At 67.8% G+C, this 15433-nt stretch carries 9 protein-coding genes and 1 pseudogene; 7 read left to right on the forward strand and 3 right to left on the reverse strand.

Features of this window, described 5'->3' with window-relative positions:
- Positions 1-67: 67 nt before the first annotated feature.
- Positions 68-2998 (reverse strand): TonB-dependent receptor, encoded by a 2931-nt coding sequence (locus QZ755_RS14525; RefSeq protein ID WP_294324204.1) that lies wholly within the window; start codon positions 2996-2998, stop codon positions 68-70.
- A gap of 286 nt (positions 2999-3284) precedes the next feature.
- Here QZ755_RS14525 and QZ755_RS14530 point away from each other — a divergent pair, with 286 nt between their 5' ends.
- From QZ755_RS14530 to QZ755_RS14555, 6 genes are all read left to right on the forward strand, one after another.
- On the forward strand, positions 3285-5606 hold the full coding sequence (locus QZ755_RS14530) for a penicillin acylase family protein (RefSeq protein ID WP_294324206.1): 2322 nt from the start codon (positions 3285-3287) through the stop codon (positions 5604-5606).
- Complete coding sequence (locus QZ755_RS14535) at positions 5603-7198, forward strand: amidohydrolase family protein (RefSeq protein ID WP_294324208.1); 1596 nt, start codon at positions 5603-5605, stop codon at positions 7196-7198. Before QZ755_RS14530 ends, QZ755_RS14535 begins: the two co-directional genes overlap by 4 nt.
- Positions 7199-7516: 318 nt before the next feature.
- Positions 7517-8554 carry an N-acetyltransferase DgcN gene (gene dgcN / locus QZ755_RS14540; RefSeq protein WP_294324213.1) on the forward strand — a complete coding sequence of 346 codons (1038 nt, stop codon included), beginning with the start codon at positions 7517-7519 and terminating at the stop codon, positions 8552-8554.
- Positions 8512-9498: an N-acetyl-D-Glu racemase DgcA gene (gene dgcA / locus QZ755_RS14545; protein WP_294324215.1), complete on the forward strand. Its 987-nt coding sequence runs from the start codon at positions 8512-8514 to the stop codon at positions 9496-9498. The genes dgcN and dgcA overlap by 43 nt, the downstream gene beginning before the upstream one ends.
- A complete protein-coding gene (locus QZ755_RS14550; RefSeq protein ID WP_294324218.1) occupies positions 9498-10736 on the forward strand; it encodes a dicarboxylate/amino acid:cation symporter in 1239 nt (412 codons plus the stop codon). Before dgcA ends, QZ755_RS14550 begins: the two co-directional genes overlap by 1 nt.
- Entirely contained in the window at positions 10733-11617 is an 885-nt protein-coding gene (locus QZ755_RS14555; protein ID WP_294324221.1) for a LysR substrate-binding domain-containing protein, read from the forward strand. The genes QZ755_RS14550 and QZ755_RS14555 overlap by 4 nt, the downstream gene beginning before the upstream one ends.
- 324 nt (positions 11618-11941) lie before the next feature.
- Here QZ755_RS14555 and QZ755_RS14560 read toward each other — a convergent pair whose 3' ends face one another.
- Together QZ755_RS14560 and QZ755_RS14565 are read right to left on the reverse strand one after the other, a co-directional pair.
- A complete protein-coding gene (locus tag QZ755_RS14560; RefSeq protein ID WP_294324224.1) occupies positions 11942-12955 on the reverse strand; it encodes a serine hydrolase domain-containing protein in 1014 nt (337 codons plus the stop codon).
- Positions 12952-14448 carry a permease gene (locus tag QZ755_RS14565; RefSeq protein ID WP_294324227.1) on the reverse strand — a complete coding sequence of 499 codons (1497 nt, stop codon included), beginning with the start codon at positions 14446-14448 and terminating at the stop codon, positions 12952-12954. Before QZ755_RS14565 ends, QZ755_RS14560 begins: the two co-directional genes overlap by 4 nt.
- A 279-nt stretch (positions 14449-14727) precedes the next feature.
- On the opposite strand from QZ755_RS14565, the pseudogene QZ755_RS14570 reads away from it, so the two are divergent.
- Positions 14728-15418, forward strand: a pseudogene (locus QZ755_RS14570) (IS5 family transposase).
- Positions 15419-15433: the final 15 nt, after the last annotated feature.

The following is a 15433-nucleotide window of genomic DNA, read 5'->3' on the forward strand; positions in this document are numbered from 1 at the left end:
CCAACTGGACCCCGGCCTTCGCCGGGGTACGGCATCTCGACTTACGCCAGATCCTGTAAACGGCCCATCACCGCGTCTGCATCCGGATGCCCACCCGGAACGACCGCCCCAGTAGGTCCGAATAGGTGCTGTTCGCCGCCAGCCCCGTCTCCGGCAGCAGGATCGGCTCGCGATTGAACAGGTTGGTGACGTTCAGGAACAGTTCGGCCTTGGCCCCGGCCCCCATATCGACCTTGCCGGTCAGGTTGAGGTCGAAATAGGTCGCGCCGTCGATCCTGTTGCTGTCGATCGTCGGGAATTGCGACACGATCCCCGATGGCCGCCCGACCGGGCAATTGGTCGAACACACGATATAGTTGTTTGAATAGGTACCCCCGGAAACCCCGCGCGCCGTACCGGTGATGGCGAAGCTGTCGGTGTCGTAGGTCGCGTTGAAGCGATAGATCCAGCTCGGCAGGCTGGCCCCGCCCAGCTGCCCGACGATATCGACCGGCACGACGTTCGGCACGCCGGTATCGGTGATGTTATCGATATAACGTGTCGCCAGCGCCTTCAGCGTGACATTGCCCGGCGCGCTGTCGACCACATCGGCCAGCGGCAGACGATAGGTCGCGTCGAAATCGACCCCGCGCACCGTCTGCCGCGCGAAGTTGAACGGGCTGGCGCGGAAGAAGAACTCGCGATCGCCCAGCGGGTCGGCGCCGTACGCCGCGCAGAACTCCGTCCGTCCCTCGAAACAGCGATTGATGATGTCCTGCGCAAAGAACTGCCCGATCGCATCCTGCAGCTTGATGAGGAATCCGTCGGCCGAAAACGAGAAGCCGGGGATGAAGCGCGGTTGCAACACCACGCCGACGCTGGTCGAATCGGCGATCTCGGGCTTCAGGTTCAGGTTGCCCGTGGTCGTCTCGCGGAAGGTGACGCCGGTCCGCCCGGTGAACGGATCGGTCAGCGTGTTGGTGCGCGACGTGCCCGCCTGGAACAGCTCGCTCAGATTGGGTGCGCGGATGTCACGCGACCGGGTGACGCGGAACCGGATGTCGTCGACCGGCGCCCAGGTCGTCCCGACCTTCCACGTCGTCACATAGCCCGAGGTCGAATAATCGGTCGCACGCACCGCGCCGTTGAACTCGACGCCGGCCCCCAGCGGCACGACGGTTTCGAGATATGCTTCCTTGACGTTGTAGCTGCCCCTGGTCGGCAGGAAGTTGCCGACCGACCAGCCGGTCTGGAACTCGGGCGGGACATAGCCCGACACCTCTTCCTTGCGATATTCGCCGCCCACCGCGACGCTGACATCGCCGGCCCAGGTGGCGAACGGCACGACCGACAGGTTGATGCCCGCCACCGTCTGCTTCAGCGTCTGGTCGCGATACGGGTCGCCCAGCGCGTAATCGATCGCGCCCTGGCTGGTGACGCCGACGCCCAGCCGGTTCATCGGCACGCAGCCGTTGGTCGGCGCGGTGAGCGTCGACCGGCACACGATCGTGCCTGCCGCGACGCCCAGCGCGTTGCCGGCCGGCGCGAACACCGCGTCGGTCGCATTCGCCATGCGCGCGACGTTCATGATGTCGCGCAGCTGCTCGCGCGCATTCGTCTCGCCATATTGGCCATAGGCGCTCCACACCGCCTTGTTGCCGAACAGCTGGAAATCGCCCTCCGCACCGATGGCATAGCGCTGCACGTCGCGGCTGCTGTTGTTCTTGCGATAGGGCAGGTCGACGGCGGTGGTGCCGATCGTGACCGACGTGATCCCGGCCAGCCGCGCCGCGCCCAGCGTGTTGATCAGATACGCATTGTCGCTGCGCAGCGTCGTCGTGGTCGACAGCTGCGGTCCGGCATTGAACAGCGTCTTCTGCCAGTTGTACGACGCTTCGCCGAACACCGTGATCCAGTCGGCCAGCTGATAGCTGACGCGCCCGAACACGCCGTGCCGGTCGTCATCGGCGTCTAGGCCGATATTGCGCCCCTGGTCGTTCAGCTGCCAGTCGCCGCCCTGCGTCCGGGTCGGCGCGGTGCTGCCGCCAAGGGCCGGCGAATTGAAGCTGCCGTAGTTGAACTGGTTGATCGACCCGCCGGCCCCGAAATAGATGCCACGCAGCCGGTTGGCGGTGCCGCCGGTCGAATTCAGGATGATCCCGCCCGGCGTCGCATTGGCGACCCCGATCTGGTTCAGCGTCAGGAACTGCGGCAGGCCGTTGGTATTGGTATAGGCCGGGTTGGTGACCACCACCCGCCCACGCGCGTTCCATTCGCGATCGACCTGGAAGATGCCGTCGCGATGCGCGACCTCCCCGCTCAGCAGCACATGGCCGCGCCCGTCGGCAAAGCTGGTCCCGCCCGCCACGCTGAACGAATAATTGAACCCGTCGCCATATTCGGTGATGCCGCTGTCGGCGGAGACCTTCAGCCCCTCATAGGTCTTGTCGAGCGCGAAGTTGACCACGCCCGCGACCGCATCCGACCCATATGCCGCCGACGCGCCGCCGGTCACGATCTCGACGCTCTTCACCAATGCCTGCGGAAAGGTGTTGATGTCGACCAGCCCGGTGACGCTCGACCCGACCGAGCGCCGCCCGTCGAGCAGCACCAGCGTGCGGATTTCGCCCAGCGCGCGCAGGTTCAGCGCGTTGATGCCGGCCAGCCCCGAACTGATCGCGAGGCGCGAATTGGCCGGGCGCAGGCTGCCCGCCACCGCCGGGATCTGGTTCACGAAATCGGCCAGGTTGTTGGTCGGCGAGCTGTTCTGGATCTCGGCCGTCGTCAGCACGGTCAGCGGCGTCGGCGACTGGAACCCGTCGCGCACCACGCGCGATCCGGTGACGAGGATTTCGCCCTCCGCCTGCGTCGCGGGATCGGCGGCCTGTTCGGTCGGGGCGGGCACGGCCTCCTGCGCGAACGCCGGGGTCGCGATGCACGTCGCGATGCACAGGGCGGCAAGGCTGGTCGCGCGGGCCAGTGCCGGGATGGTCCGCCGGAAGGGCATGGTCGTCGTCATGGAATGCTCCCCTTCGCCCGTAGGTCGGGCTGCATCTGTTACCGTGTTGGTTCCTGCGGCATCGCCGGATCGATCCAACGTCGTCCGTGTCGAAGGCGAAAGCTGCGCGGTGGGAGGGACCAGCGTCAAGCGATGCACGGCTTCTATCGCTTCACCAAACCATAGCCGCAGATTATGGGCGGCCCTGCCATAAACGCGCCCTATGGGCCGGGGCGCGGTTGTCATACCCTGCGCGCGCGCCACTGGCCTAGCCTTTGGCCGCCTGCAGCTTTGGGGACGCCAAGTGATGATGAACCGCCGTGCCTTCCTTCAGGGGTCGGCCGCCATGGTCGCCCTCGCGCCCGTAGCCGCCCATGCCGCACCCGACACGCTCTCCGCCCCGATCGAGATCGTCGACGACATCTACGGCGTGCCCCATATCTGCGCCGCGACCATTCCCGACGCATTCTACGGACAGGGCTATGTCGTCGCGCGCGACCGGCTGTTCCAGATCGACCTGGGCCATCGACGCGAACTGGGTCGGCTGGCCGAGGCGTTCGGCGTGGACTTCGCGAAACACGATGCCGCCGCACGCCTGTTCCACTATCGCGGCGACCTGAACGCCGAACTGCGCAAAGTGCCGGCCGACGTGCTGGCCTGCACCCGCGCCTATATCGCCGGCATCAACGCCCGCATCGACGAAGTGCTGGCCGACCCGACCTTGCTGCCGCAGGAATATGCGATCCTCGGCGTGCAGCCGATCAAATGGGCGATCGAGGATTTCGTCCTCGCCCGCGGCGGCGCGATCGGCAACGCCGATGACGAAATCCGCCGGGCGCAACTGGCGGCGATCGGTCTGCTCGACCTCGACGCGATCGTCGCGCCGCTGCGCCCCAGCTGGCAGATGACCGTCCCCGACGGCCTCGACACCGCCGCCGTCTCCCCCGCCGACCTCGGCGTGCTGCGCCAGGGCGGGCTGCCCTTCGGCCCCGACACCCCGACCCGCGATCCAGCCGAAGGGCCGATGGAGCGCGCCAACGCCGGCAGCAATGCGTGGACCGTCGCCGGGAACCGTACCGCGACCGGCCGCCCGATCCTGGCGAACGATCCGCATCTCGGCATCGGTGGCTTCGGCCCGCGCCATGTCGCGCATCTGACCGCCCCCGGCCTCGACGTGATCGGCGGCGGCGCGCCCGGCCTGCCCGGCATCATGCAGGGCCATACCGACCGCTTCGCCTTTGGCCGCACCAATTTCCATATCGACCAGCAGGACCTGTTCATCCTCGACCTCGATCCGGCCGATCCCGAACGCTACCGCCACAATGGCGGCTGGAAACGCTTCACGAAGATCGACGTGGCGATCCCCGTCAAAGGCACCGCGCCCTATGTCGCGACGCTGCGCTATTCGGTGCAGGGCCCGGTCGTGTCGCACGATCCGGCGAAACGCCGCGCCAGCGTGCTGGCGTCGATCGCGATGCAGCCGGGCGGCGGCGGCGCCTTCGCGATGGTCGCGATCAATCTTGCGCGCGACTGGGCGTCGCTGCGCAAGGCATTCCGCCTCCACCCTTCGCCGACCAATTTCCACTACGCCGATACGGCGGGGAATACCGGGTGGCAGGTGATCGGCTTTGCCCCCATCCGCAAGCGCGGCGACGGGCTGTTGCCGGTGCCGGGCGACGGGCGCTACGACTGGACCGGGATGCGTGATTTCGCGTCGCTGCCCAACGAATATAACCCGAAGAAAGGCTGGTTCGCCTCCGCCAACCAGAACAACCTGCCCGCCGACTGGCCGCGCGACCGCATCCCCGCCTTCTCGTTCCGCGCGCCCTATCGCTACGAACGGATCGCCGACGTCCTCGCCGCCCAGCCGAAGCACAGCGTGGCCGACAGCGTGGCGTTGCAGTTCGACACGGTATCGACGCCCGCGCGCCAGTTGCTGGCCGTCCTGCCCGCCACCCCTTCGCCGGCGGGCGACATGCTGCGGCGCTGGGACGGGCGCCTCACCGCCGATAGCGGCCCCGCCGCGCTGTTCGAAATCCTGTGGCGCGACGTGTCGAAACGCGTGCTGGCGGATGTCGTCCCGGCGCGGGGCAAGGCGCTGATTACGGAGATCGATTCGTCGGTGTTGCTGACCATGCTTACCAATCCCCATGGCACGCTGCGCGAAACGGTCCTGGCGCCTGCGCTGGCGTCGGCATGGGCCACCGCCCAGTCGCTGCTCGGCCCCGATCCGGCCAAATGGCGCTGGGGCAGCCTGCATCAGGTCCGCATCGCCCACCCCCTGTCGCGCATCCCCGCCATCGCCGCCGCCTTCCCCCCGATTGAGGGCGGGGCATCGGGCGGCGACAGCTACACCGTCATGGCCCGCTGGCTGGGCGATGGCCCCGGCTGGCGTGTCGGCGGCGGGGCCAGCTATCTGCAGGTCATCGATGTCGGCGCATGGGACAATTCGGTGTTCCTGAACCTGCCCGGCCAGTCGAACGATGCGCGCAGCCCGCATTATCGCGACCAGGTTGCGCCATGGATCGCCGGACGCCCCCTGCCGCTGCTGTTCAGCCGAAGCGCGGTGGACGGAAAGGCCGCGCGCCGTGCTACGCTCACGCCCAATTCGCAAAGGAATCGCCGATGACGCGCCTGCCCCTGATCGCCCTGCTCGCCGCGCTTGCGGGTCCGGCCGTCGCCGCAGCACCTCGGGTCGACATCGTGATCCGCGGCGGCACCGTCTATAGCGGGGCGAATGCAGAGCCGATCACCGGCGACATCGAAATCGCCGGCGATCGCATCGTCTATGTCGGCCCGACCCGCCGGACACCGGCGGCGCAGGTGATCGACGCGAAGGGCCAGATCGTCGCCCCCGGCTTCATCGACGCCCACACCCATCCCGACAGCTATATCCGCTCGACCGATGCGAAGGAGCGGCTGAACCTCCCATGGCTGGCGCAGGGCGTGTCGACCATCGTCATCGGCGTCGACGGATATGGCACGCCCGATGTCGCGGAGGATGCGCGCAAGCTGATGGCCGGCGGCATCGGCACCAATGTCGCGCCGTTCGTCGGCTTCGGCGCGGTGCGCGGCCGGGTGCTGGGACAGGACGACCGCGCCCCCACCCCCGCCGAACTGGCCCGCGAAAAGGCGCTGGTGGCCAAGGCGATGTGCGAAGGCGCGTACGGCTTTTCCACCGGCCTGTTCTACGCGCCGCAGAGCTTCGCCAAGACCGACGAAGTGGTCGCCATCGCCCGCGAGGCCGCGATCCGCGGCGGGATGTACGACACGCACCAGCGCGACGAATCCAACTATTCGATCGGCCTGATCAACTCGACGAAGGAAGTGATCGAGATCGGTCGCGAGGCGAAGATGCCGGTCCATATCGCCCATCTGAAGGCGCTGGGCGTCGATGTGCAGGGCAAGGCCCCCGAACTGATCGCCACGATCGAGGCTGCACGGAAAGCCGGACAGAACGTCACCGCCGACCAATATCCCTGGCTGGCGTCCGGCTCCAGCGTCGACGCCTCGCTCGTCCCCCGCTGGGCCAATGACGGCGGCTATCCCCGCCTGATCCAGCGGTTCGACGACCCGGCGACGCTGGCGAAGATCAGGCAAGAAATGGCCGAGAATCTCCGCCGCCGCGGCGGCAAGGATTGGCTGCTGCTGACCAGCGCCGGGATGCCGTGGACCGGCAAGACGCTGGGCCAGATGGCGGACCAGTGGAAGCTCGACCCGATCGACGCCGCGATCAAGATCCTGCGCGTCGCCGATGCGACGGGCAAGGAACCGGCCGGCGTCTCGGTCGCCAGCTTCAACATGATCGACGCCGATGCCGACCTCATCATGCGCCAGCCTTGGGTCGTGACCAGCTCGGACGGATCGAACGGCCACCCGCGCCAATACGCGACCTTCCCGCGCAAATATCAGGTCTATGTCCGCGAGCGGAAGGTCATCACGCTGCGCGACTTCATCCACCGTTCGACCGGCGCGACGGCGGACATGTACCGGGTGGACCATCGCGGTTACCTGAAGCCCGGCTATTATGCCGATGTCGTCGTGTTCGACCCGGTGAACTATGCCCCCCGCGCAACCTATGTGAACCCCCGCATCCCCAGCGTCGGGGTCAAGGCGCTGTTCGTGAACGGCAAGCTGGCGCTGAAGGACGGCGCGACCACCGGCGCCGCCCCCGGCCGCGCGCTGTTGCGCCCGACGCCGAAACAGTGTCCGGCGACCTGACCCGCCCGTCACTCCGGATCAAGTCGAGACCTTCGCGAAACACGCCTCTTGTACCCCGGCGAAGGCCGGGGCCCAGTTGGGGGACGTCGGCAAGGTACGGAAAAGCCTGTCCAACTGGACCCCGGCCTTCGCCGGGGTACGGGATTTTCGAGTGATCGGACCACTTCGCACAGGTCTCGATCTAGTCCGGCGTGAAGACCCCAACCGCAACCTCCGACCACCCCATAACCAACCGCTATACCTCCCCGCGACAGCATGATTGGGCACCCGCCCACCCCCCGCCCTATCCCGGTGTCCCGACAGCCAGCAGGGTGCGCGATGATCCCCGGTCCCTTCCTCCTCTATCTCGGCCATTCCGACGACGCGGTCGGTATCAAGACCTCGCGCGGGGTCGCCACCTTCCGCCCCGACGAATGCGTCGGCGAATGGCGGCATGACGACTGCCCGCTGACCCTCGGCCTGCCACGCATGGATGCCGCACAGGGCCGTGCCGCCGGGGCCAACACGCTGATCCTCGGCATCGCCAATGCCGGCGGCCGCATGGGCGACGCGCTCATCCACGACGCGCTCGCCGCGATCGCGGTCGGCATGAACGTCGCCTCCGGCCTGCACCAGCGGCTGCGTGACGTGCCGCAGATCGTCAAGGCTGCGCAGGACGCCGGCGTCCAGCTGTTCGACGTGCGCGATCCGCCCGCCCACCTGCCGGTCGGCAATGGCAGGCGCCGCGCGGGCAACCGCCTGCTGACGGTCGGCACCGATTGTTCGGTCGGCAAGATGTATTCGACCCTTGCCCTTGAGCGCACAATGGTCGCGCGCGGGATGAAGGCCGACTTCCGCGCCACCGGACAGACCGGCATCCTGATCGCCGGATCGGGCGTCCCCGTCGACGCGGTGGTCGCCGACTTCATCTCCGGCGCGATCGAAACGATCACCCCGGCACGCACCGACGATGGCTGGGACCTGATCGAGGGGCAGGGGTCGCTGTTCCACCCGTCCTTCGCCGGCGTGTCGACCGGCCTGCTCCACGGCGCGCAGCCCCGCGCGATCGTCATGTGCCACGACCCGGCACGCGACCATATGCGTGGCCTGCCGCACTATGCCGTGCCGGGCATCGCCGAATGCCTCGCCGCCAACCTGTCGGTCGCGCGCCTGACCAGCCCGGACGTGCAGGCGGTCGGCATCGCACTCAACACGGTGAAGCTGCCCGAGGACGAGGCCCGCCGTCTGTGCGCCGAAACCGCCGAAGCGCACGGCCTGCCCTGCACCGATCCCTATCGCTTCGGCGCGGACCCGATCATCGACTGGATGCAGACATGCTTCGACATCTCGACGTCGCCCATGACCGTTTCGGCCTGAGCAACCCTTTCCGCATTTCGCGGGGGGTCAAGACGGCGGCCGATGTCGTCACGGTCACGATCGCGCAAGGCGACGTGACCGGCCAGGGCGAGGCCGTCCCCTATGCCCGCTATGGCGAGGGGATCGACGACACGCTGGCCGCGATCCGTGCCGTCGCCCCCTCCATCGCCGATGGCGCCTGCCGCAAGGACCTCGCCGCCCTGCTTCCCGCCGGTGCGGCGCGCAACGCAACCGACTGCGCGCTGTGGGACCTGGAGGCGCGCCTCGCCGGGCGGAGCGTCGCCGCGCTCGCCGGCCTGGGCGAACCGGTCGCGGTGCCCTCCGCCATCACCATCGGCCTCGATACCCCCGATGCGATGGCCCGCGCGGCGGCAAAGGTCGCGACTGTGCCCTTGCTGAAGATCAAGGTCGACCGCACCGACCCTGCCGCGCAGATCGCCGCCGTCCGCGCCGCAGCGCGTGCCCCGCGCCTGATCGTCGATCCCAATGAAAGCTGGACGATCGACACGCTCGAAACGCTGAAGCCTCACCTCCTCGACTGGCGCGTCGACCTGCTCGAACAGCCGCTGCCCGCGGGCGAGGACGGCGCGCTGGCGCAGTTCGACAGTCCGGTCCCGATCGCCGCCGACGAAGCGCTCCACACCGCTGCCGACCTCGATCGCCTTGCCGGCCGCTACGACGTGGTGAACATCAAGCTCGACAAGACCGGCGGGCTGACCGAAGCACTCGTGCTGGCCCGCAGGGCGCGTGAAAAGGGATTCGGGTTGATGGTCGGGTGCATGGTCTGTTCGTCGCTGGGCATCGCGCCTGCCATGCTGATCGCCGGACAGGCCGCCTTCGTCGACCTCGACGGGCCATTGTGGCTGTCCGAAGACCGCCCCGGCGGCGTCACCGACGATAACGGCATGTTGTCACCCCCCGCCCCCGGCTTCTGGGGCAATTGATGCGCCGCTGGTTCGCGATTCCCCTGTGGCAGCGGGTCGTGGGCGCGCTGTTCGCGGGCGTCGCGATCGGGTTATTGTGGCCGGAGGCTGCGGCGGCGATCAAGATCGTCGGCGATCTGTTCGTCCGCCTCATCAAGATGCTGGTCGTGCCCGTCGTCCTCATCACCATCGCCGCCGGCATCGCGTCGCTGGGCGATCCGCGGCGGTTGGGCGGGATCGGCGGGCGGACCGTCGCGCTGTTCGCCTTCACCACATTGGTCGCGGTGTCGGTCGGCATGGGGTTCGGCCTGCTGCTGCAACCGGGCAGCGGCATCGCGCTGACCGGCGTCGCGCCGCATGTACTGGGGCCGCCGGTCACCCCCGCCGACCAGCTGCTCGGCATCGTACCCGTGAACATCGTCGATGCGCTGGCGAAGGGCGACATGCTTGCCATCATCTTCGTCGCGGTCCTGCTCGGTATCGCCAGCGTGGTGTCGGGCGAGGCCGGCAAGCCCGTAGTGGCGCTGCTCCAGGGCCTGTCCGCTGTCCTGCTCCACCTCGTCCGCATCGTGATGGAGGTGACCCCGTTCGGCGTCCTCGCCCTGATCGCCAACGCCGTCGCGGGGGGCGGCATGGCGGTGTTCGTCAACGTCGGCTGGCTGGCGCTGTGCGTCATCCTCGGCACGCTGGCTCAGATGGCGTTCCATGCCGGGCTGCTGCGCTTCGTCGCCAGGCTCCCGGTGGTGCGCTTCTTTCGCGGCATCGTCGACGCGCTGATCGTCGCCTTCTCGACCGCCTCCTCCTCCGCCACACTGCCGGTCGCGCTACGCGTTAGCCAAGACAATCTCGGCATCGCCCGCCCGATCGCCTCGACTGTGCTGCCGCTGGGCGCCAGCATCGGCAAGGACGGGACGGCGATGTATGTCGGCCTGCTCGGTCAATTCGCGTTGCAGGCGCTGGGGATCGTCCCCGACGCGTGGATGCTGGGCGTCATGCTCGCGACCGGCGCGCTTGCCGCGTTCGGCACCGCACCCGTTCCCTCCGCCTCGCTGTTCATGCTCGCGGCGATGCTGGGCGCGGTCGGGGTCGGCGCGGAACAGACCGCGTTGGTCGTCGGCCTCGTCCTCCCGTTCGACCGGCTGCTCGACATGACCCGCACCGTCGCCTCGGCCAGCGCCAACCTGACCGTCGCCACGCTGGTCGCCCGTGCCGAAGACGGGCTGGACGAGGGCCGCTATCGGGGCCAAGTGGCGACATGAACCTGCGCCATATCGAGATTTTCCACGCCGTCTACGTCAACGGATCGGTCAGCGCCGCCGCCCGCGCGCTCAACATCTCGCAGCCCTCGGTCTCGAAAACGCTACGCCATGCCGAGACCTTGCTCGGCTTCGAACTGTTCCAGCGGACCAACAGCCGCCTCGTGCCCACCGAAGACGCCCATGCCCTGTTCGGCGACGTGGCCGACATTCAGGAACGCGTCCGGGCGCTGCGCGAAGCCGGTCGCAACCTGCGCAGCGGCGGCGGCGCGACCTTGCGTATCTCCGCCCTGCCCAGCCTTGCCCTCGGTGCGCTGCCGACCGCCGTCGCCCGCTTCATGGCGAAACGCCCCGACGTCCGCTTCGACCTGCAGACCGTCCATCACGACGACCTGCTGCGCAAGCTGTACGAGCGCGAGACCGACATCGCCATCGCCGCCGAAGTCCCGCGCGGCGCCCCGCTCGGCAAGATGTGGCTCGGCGAAGGCGAACTGGTCGTCCTCTACCGCGACGCCGACCTGCCGAACGCCGCACAGCGGATCGAACTGCCCCAGTTGGTCGGTCACCCCTTCATCACGCTGGCCGCCAGCGGCCCGATCGGCCAGCTCTTCGCGCAGGAGCAGGAACGCCTCGGCATCGAATTGCAGGAGGTGGCATCCGCCCGCACCTTCTACATCGCCGCCGCTCTGGTCCGCGCGGGCGTGGGGTTGAGCATCGTCGACAATTTTACCGCCGAAGCCTCGCTCGCCGACGGCCTCGCGATGCGGGCGTTGAAGCCGTCGCTGACCTTCGACGTCCACGCGATGCACCTGCTCGACCGCCCGCCCAGCGCGCTGGCCAGCGAGTTCCTCGGCGTCCTGCGCGAGGTGATCGAGGCACCGTAAGGCGCGCAAGGAATGTACCCCCAACCGGACCGTACCCCGGCGAAGGCCGGGGTCCAGTTGGAGAGGTCTGGCCGCAAGTTACTAACGTTCGCCAACTGGACCCCGGCCTGCGCCGGGGTACGACAGACGTGACGTCATCCCAGGCTTGATCCGGGGTCCCGCTTCTTCTCGACGACCGGAAGCCCCCACCCACGCTTTCCTACAAACCGCCGCCCCGCTACCCTATGCAGGCTCTTTCAAACCGCCGAACCCCGCCCCAAACCAAACGCCACACGAAAACGCGGCAAGTGTGAACTTCGTGAACTTTGAAATCGCCCCTAACCACTAAACCACTGATCTACCATCAAACCCCGCCACCACCGCATCCCCGGTCGCCGGCCGCAACTCAAAAATCCCGCTGTCGAAATGCCGCGTCGGATGCACCCGGTTGGTCAGCAGCGTCCACGCCAGTCCCCGCTCGAAATCGACCCACAGCCCGGTTCCGGTAAAACCGGTATGGCCGATGGTGCCCGCCGAACAGGCCTGCCCCCCGGACCATCCCGGAAAGCGGATTTCCCACCCGGCCGTCCGGTGCCCCTCGACCGGCGTCCGGATCGCGTCCAGCATCGCCGGCGACGCCCCGCTTCCGTCGAGCAGCCCCGCCGCGAAATCCAGCACCCCGTCGACCGTCCCGAACAGCCCGGCATGGCCGGTCCGCCCGCCCATCGCCGAGCAATTTTCGTCATGGACCTCGCCGACGAGCACCCGTCCGCGCCACGAACAATGCTCGGTCGCCACCGCCGGCCCCGGCGGCGGTCCCCAGCTCAGCCCCGGCCCCAGCGGCAGCGCCTCCAGCCCGGCACCGATGATCCGCTCGATGGCGATCCCCAGCAGGATGAAGTTGATGTCCGAATAGACCGCCGGCCCGTGCTTCCACTCGCGCTGCAACACGAACGCCCGCAGCCGGGCGGGATCGTCGCCATAGGTATAGATCGGCTCGACCGCCGGCAGGAAGGTGCGATGGACCAGGCAATCGCGAAACGTCAGCCGCCGCTCCGCCGCCCCGGCCACGTCATATTGACGGAGGTCGGGGATCGCATCGGTCAGCGGCCGGTCGAGGTCGATCCGCCCCTCGTCCGCTAGTTGCAGCACGAACCGCGTGGTCGCGATCACCTTGCTGACCGACGCCAGGTCGAACCAATGGTCTCGCGTCAGCGGCCGTTCCTCCGGCACACGCTGCGCCAGTCCGGCAACCCGCACCTCCCGCGCACCATCGGCGGTGACGATCCCCAGCGTCGCCCCCGGTATCCGCCCCTCTGCGACAAACCGTGTGGCTTCGCTGAACGCCCGGTCGATCACGCGTCATCCTCCCGCGCGCGAATCTTCGACAGCGCCGGCAGCAACGGGATCGCGGCAAGGCTTACCGCGCCCGACAACAGGAAGAACCCGTCATAGCCGATCACCCCGACCATCGATCCCCCGGCGCCCGCCAGCATCCGCGGCAACAGGAACGCAAAGCCGGTCAGGAACGCATATTGCGCGCCGGGATAGCGCGGGTTCACCAGCAGCGAGAGATAGACGACGAACACCGCGCCCGCAAAGCCGTTGCCGAACTGGTCCAGCGCGGTGGCGACATACAGCGTCACCTCGCTCACCGGCTGATGCGCCAGCCACACAAACCCGAAATTGCCGATCGCCGCGACGACCGCGCCCACCGCCAGCGCCCACAGCATCGGCCGCCGCGTGACCATCCATCCGCCTAAGCCAACACCGACCATGCTCGCCGCCAGTGCGACCACGCCGTCCGCCCGCCCGATCTGGCTGAGCGTATAGCCCAGCCCCTTTATCATCGGCTTGGACAGGTTCAGCGCCAGCACATCGCCCATCCGGTACAGCGAGACGAAGACCATCAGCAGGATCGCGGCATACTGAAACCGCCAGAAGAAATCGACATACGGCCCGATCGCGGTCGAGGTGCGGATCGGCGCAGTCGGCGGTGCCTTACGAATCCACGGCAGCGCGGCGGCCATGGCGACGAACGGGACCATGCACAGCCCCAGCACCCACGGCGTGACATTGCTCTTCGCATCGATCCCGATCGCGGCGGCGGCGCCCAGCAGGACATAACCGACGCCCGCCGTGACGGCACATGCAGCCGCAAGGATGACCGCACCGCCGCCGATCCCGGTCAGCAGTGCGACGATCCGCCCGCCGCCGCGCCCCACCTCCGGCCGCATGGCGCTCAGGATCGGGAACGGCAGGAACGCCGCCACCGCGACCAGCAGATAGGCGATCGTCCACCCGCCATTGTCGGCCAGCAACAGCGCGCCGCTCCCCGCCGCGACCATCGCCGTGCGATATCCCCACAGGTTCGCGGCGACGATCGGCCCCTGCTGGTCCTGCGTCGGGAACAGCTCGATCCGCCACGCATCCGCCGCGACCTCCAGCGTCGTGGTCCAGAAGGCGAGCAGCACTGCGAACAGCGCGGTCACCGGCAGCGACGCATCGTCCGCCGTCCACGCCATCGCCCCCATCGCGCTGACGATGCCCAGCTGCGCCAGCATGATCCACCCGCGCCGCTTGCCCCAGAAGCGGCTGAACCCCGGCACGTCATAGCGATCGAGCAGCGGCGCCCACACGAACTTCAGCGTCGGCAGCAGCTGCACCCACGCAAAGAACCCCAGCACCGTCAACGCCACGCCATGCGCCTGCAGCCTGAGCGCCAGCACGGTCGAGAACATGTAGAAGGGCAGCCCGGCGGCAAAGCCCAGCAGACCGTAGAGCAGCATCGCGCTGCGTCCGGGATGCGGGGCGGCGGCAGGCGGGACCGCAGCGGCGGCGGATGCGGTCATGGCTACTCCGGACACAGGCAAAGCATGAACCTCAAACGATCCGGCGTCGCCGTCAACCGGGCCATGGCCGCCGGTTATACCCCGTGACGCTTTTCGCTCACCCGCGGGGATCAACCCTGAAGATGGCGCTCGACGCGGTGCGGCTGAAGGTCTCCCCCCACACGCGGGGATCAACCCAGGCCAGTTATACAAACGCTTCAATAGGTCCTAAGCTTAGGGCGCATGAGGATTCACAATGCCGTTAGGATGCAATTTACAATATGAAAGGATCGAGACGTACTGACAGACGCCCGATGGGCGAAGATCGAACCGCACTATTGTGCAAACGGACGGACCCCGCTGGAGCGGCCTGGGCAACCGGCTGTTCGTGGAGGCGGTGTCGTGGATCGCGCGCACGGGCAGCTCATGGCGCGATCTGCCGGAGTGGTTCGGGAACTGGAGCACGGTGTTTCGGCGCTTCCGAGACTGGCACCAAGCTGATGTTTTCCGGCGGATATTCGACGCACTGTCGGATGAGCCGGACCTTGAATATGCTATAGTCGATGCAATGATCGTCAAGGTCCAACGTCACGGCCCAGGCGCATAAAGTGGCTCAGAGGCAGGTTATCGGTCGCTCCAGAGGCGTCATGACGTCCGAGATCCTCGCGCTGACCGATGCACTGGGTGATCTGGTGCGCTTTCGCCCGATGCCGGGCCAGCGCCACGACAGCGTCGAAGTCCCGTCGCTGATCGAGGGCATCGCCTTTGCAGGGCTAGTCGCGGACAAGGCGTTGGACAACAACGCTCTCGTCGCTGAACTCGACGATCGCGGTGTGCGGATCGTCCATCTCCCAGCACCCGGCCGTGCGCAGAGGCTCAAGATCGATGCCGCAATCTACGCGTGGAGCTCCTCAACGAGAACTGCTTCTGCAAGCTCAAGCAGTTCCAATGCATCGCCATGCGCGACTGTAAGACCGACCGCAGTTTCTAAGCGATGATCCACATC

The sequence above is a fragment of the uncultured Sphingomonas sp. genome (genome assembly GCF_913776855.1).
In the GTDB taxonomy this organism is placed as follows: Bacteria; Pseudomonadota; Alphaproteobacteria; order Sphingomonadales; family Sphingomonadaceae; genus Sphingomonas.

Bases quoted from the DNA above. Each gene is read 5' to 3' on its own strand.
- QZ755_RS14525 (WP_294324204.1), bottom strand. From the start codon at position 2,998: ATGACGACGACCATGCCCTTCCGGCGGACCATCCCGGCACTGGCCCGC.
- QZ755_RS14530 (WP_294324206.1), top strand. From the start codon at position 3,285: ATGATGAACCGCCGTGCCTTCCTTCAGGGGTCGGCCGCCATGGTCGCC.
- QZ755_RS14535 (WP_294324208.1), top strand. From the start codon at position 5,603: ATGACGCGCCTGCCCCTGATCGCCCTGCTCGCCGCGCTTGCGGGTCCG.
- dgcN (WP_294324213.1), top strand. From the start codon at position 7,517: ATGATCCCCGGTCCCTTCCTCCTCTATCTCGGCCATTCCGACGACGCG.
- dgcA (WP_294324215.1), top strand. From the start codon at position 8,512: ATGCTTCGACATCTCGACGTCGCCCATGACCGTTTCGGCCTGAGCAAC.
- QZ755_RS14550 (WP_294324218.1), top strand. From the start codon at position 9,498: ATGCGCCGCTGGTTCGCGATTCCCCTGTGGCAGCGGGTCGTGGGCGCG.
- QZ755_RS14555 (WP_294324221.1), top strand. From the start codon at position 10,733: ATGAACCTGCGCCATATCGAGATTTTCCACGCCGTCTACGTCAACGGA.
- QZ755_RS14565 (WP_294324227.1), bottom strand. From the start codon at position 14,448: ATGACCGCATCCGCCGCCGCTGCGGTCCCGCCTGCCGCCGCCCCGCAT.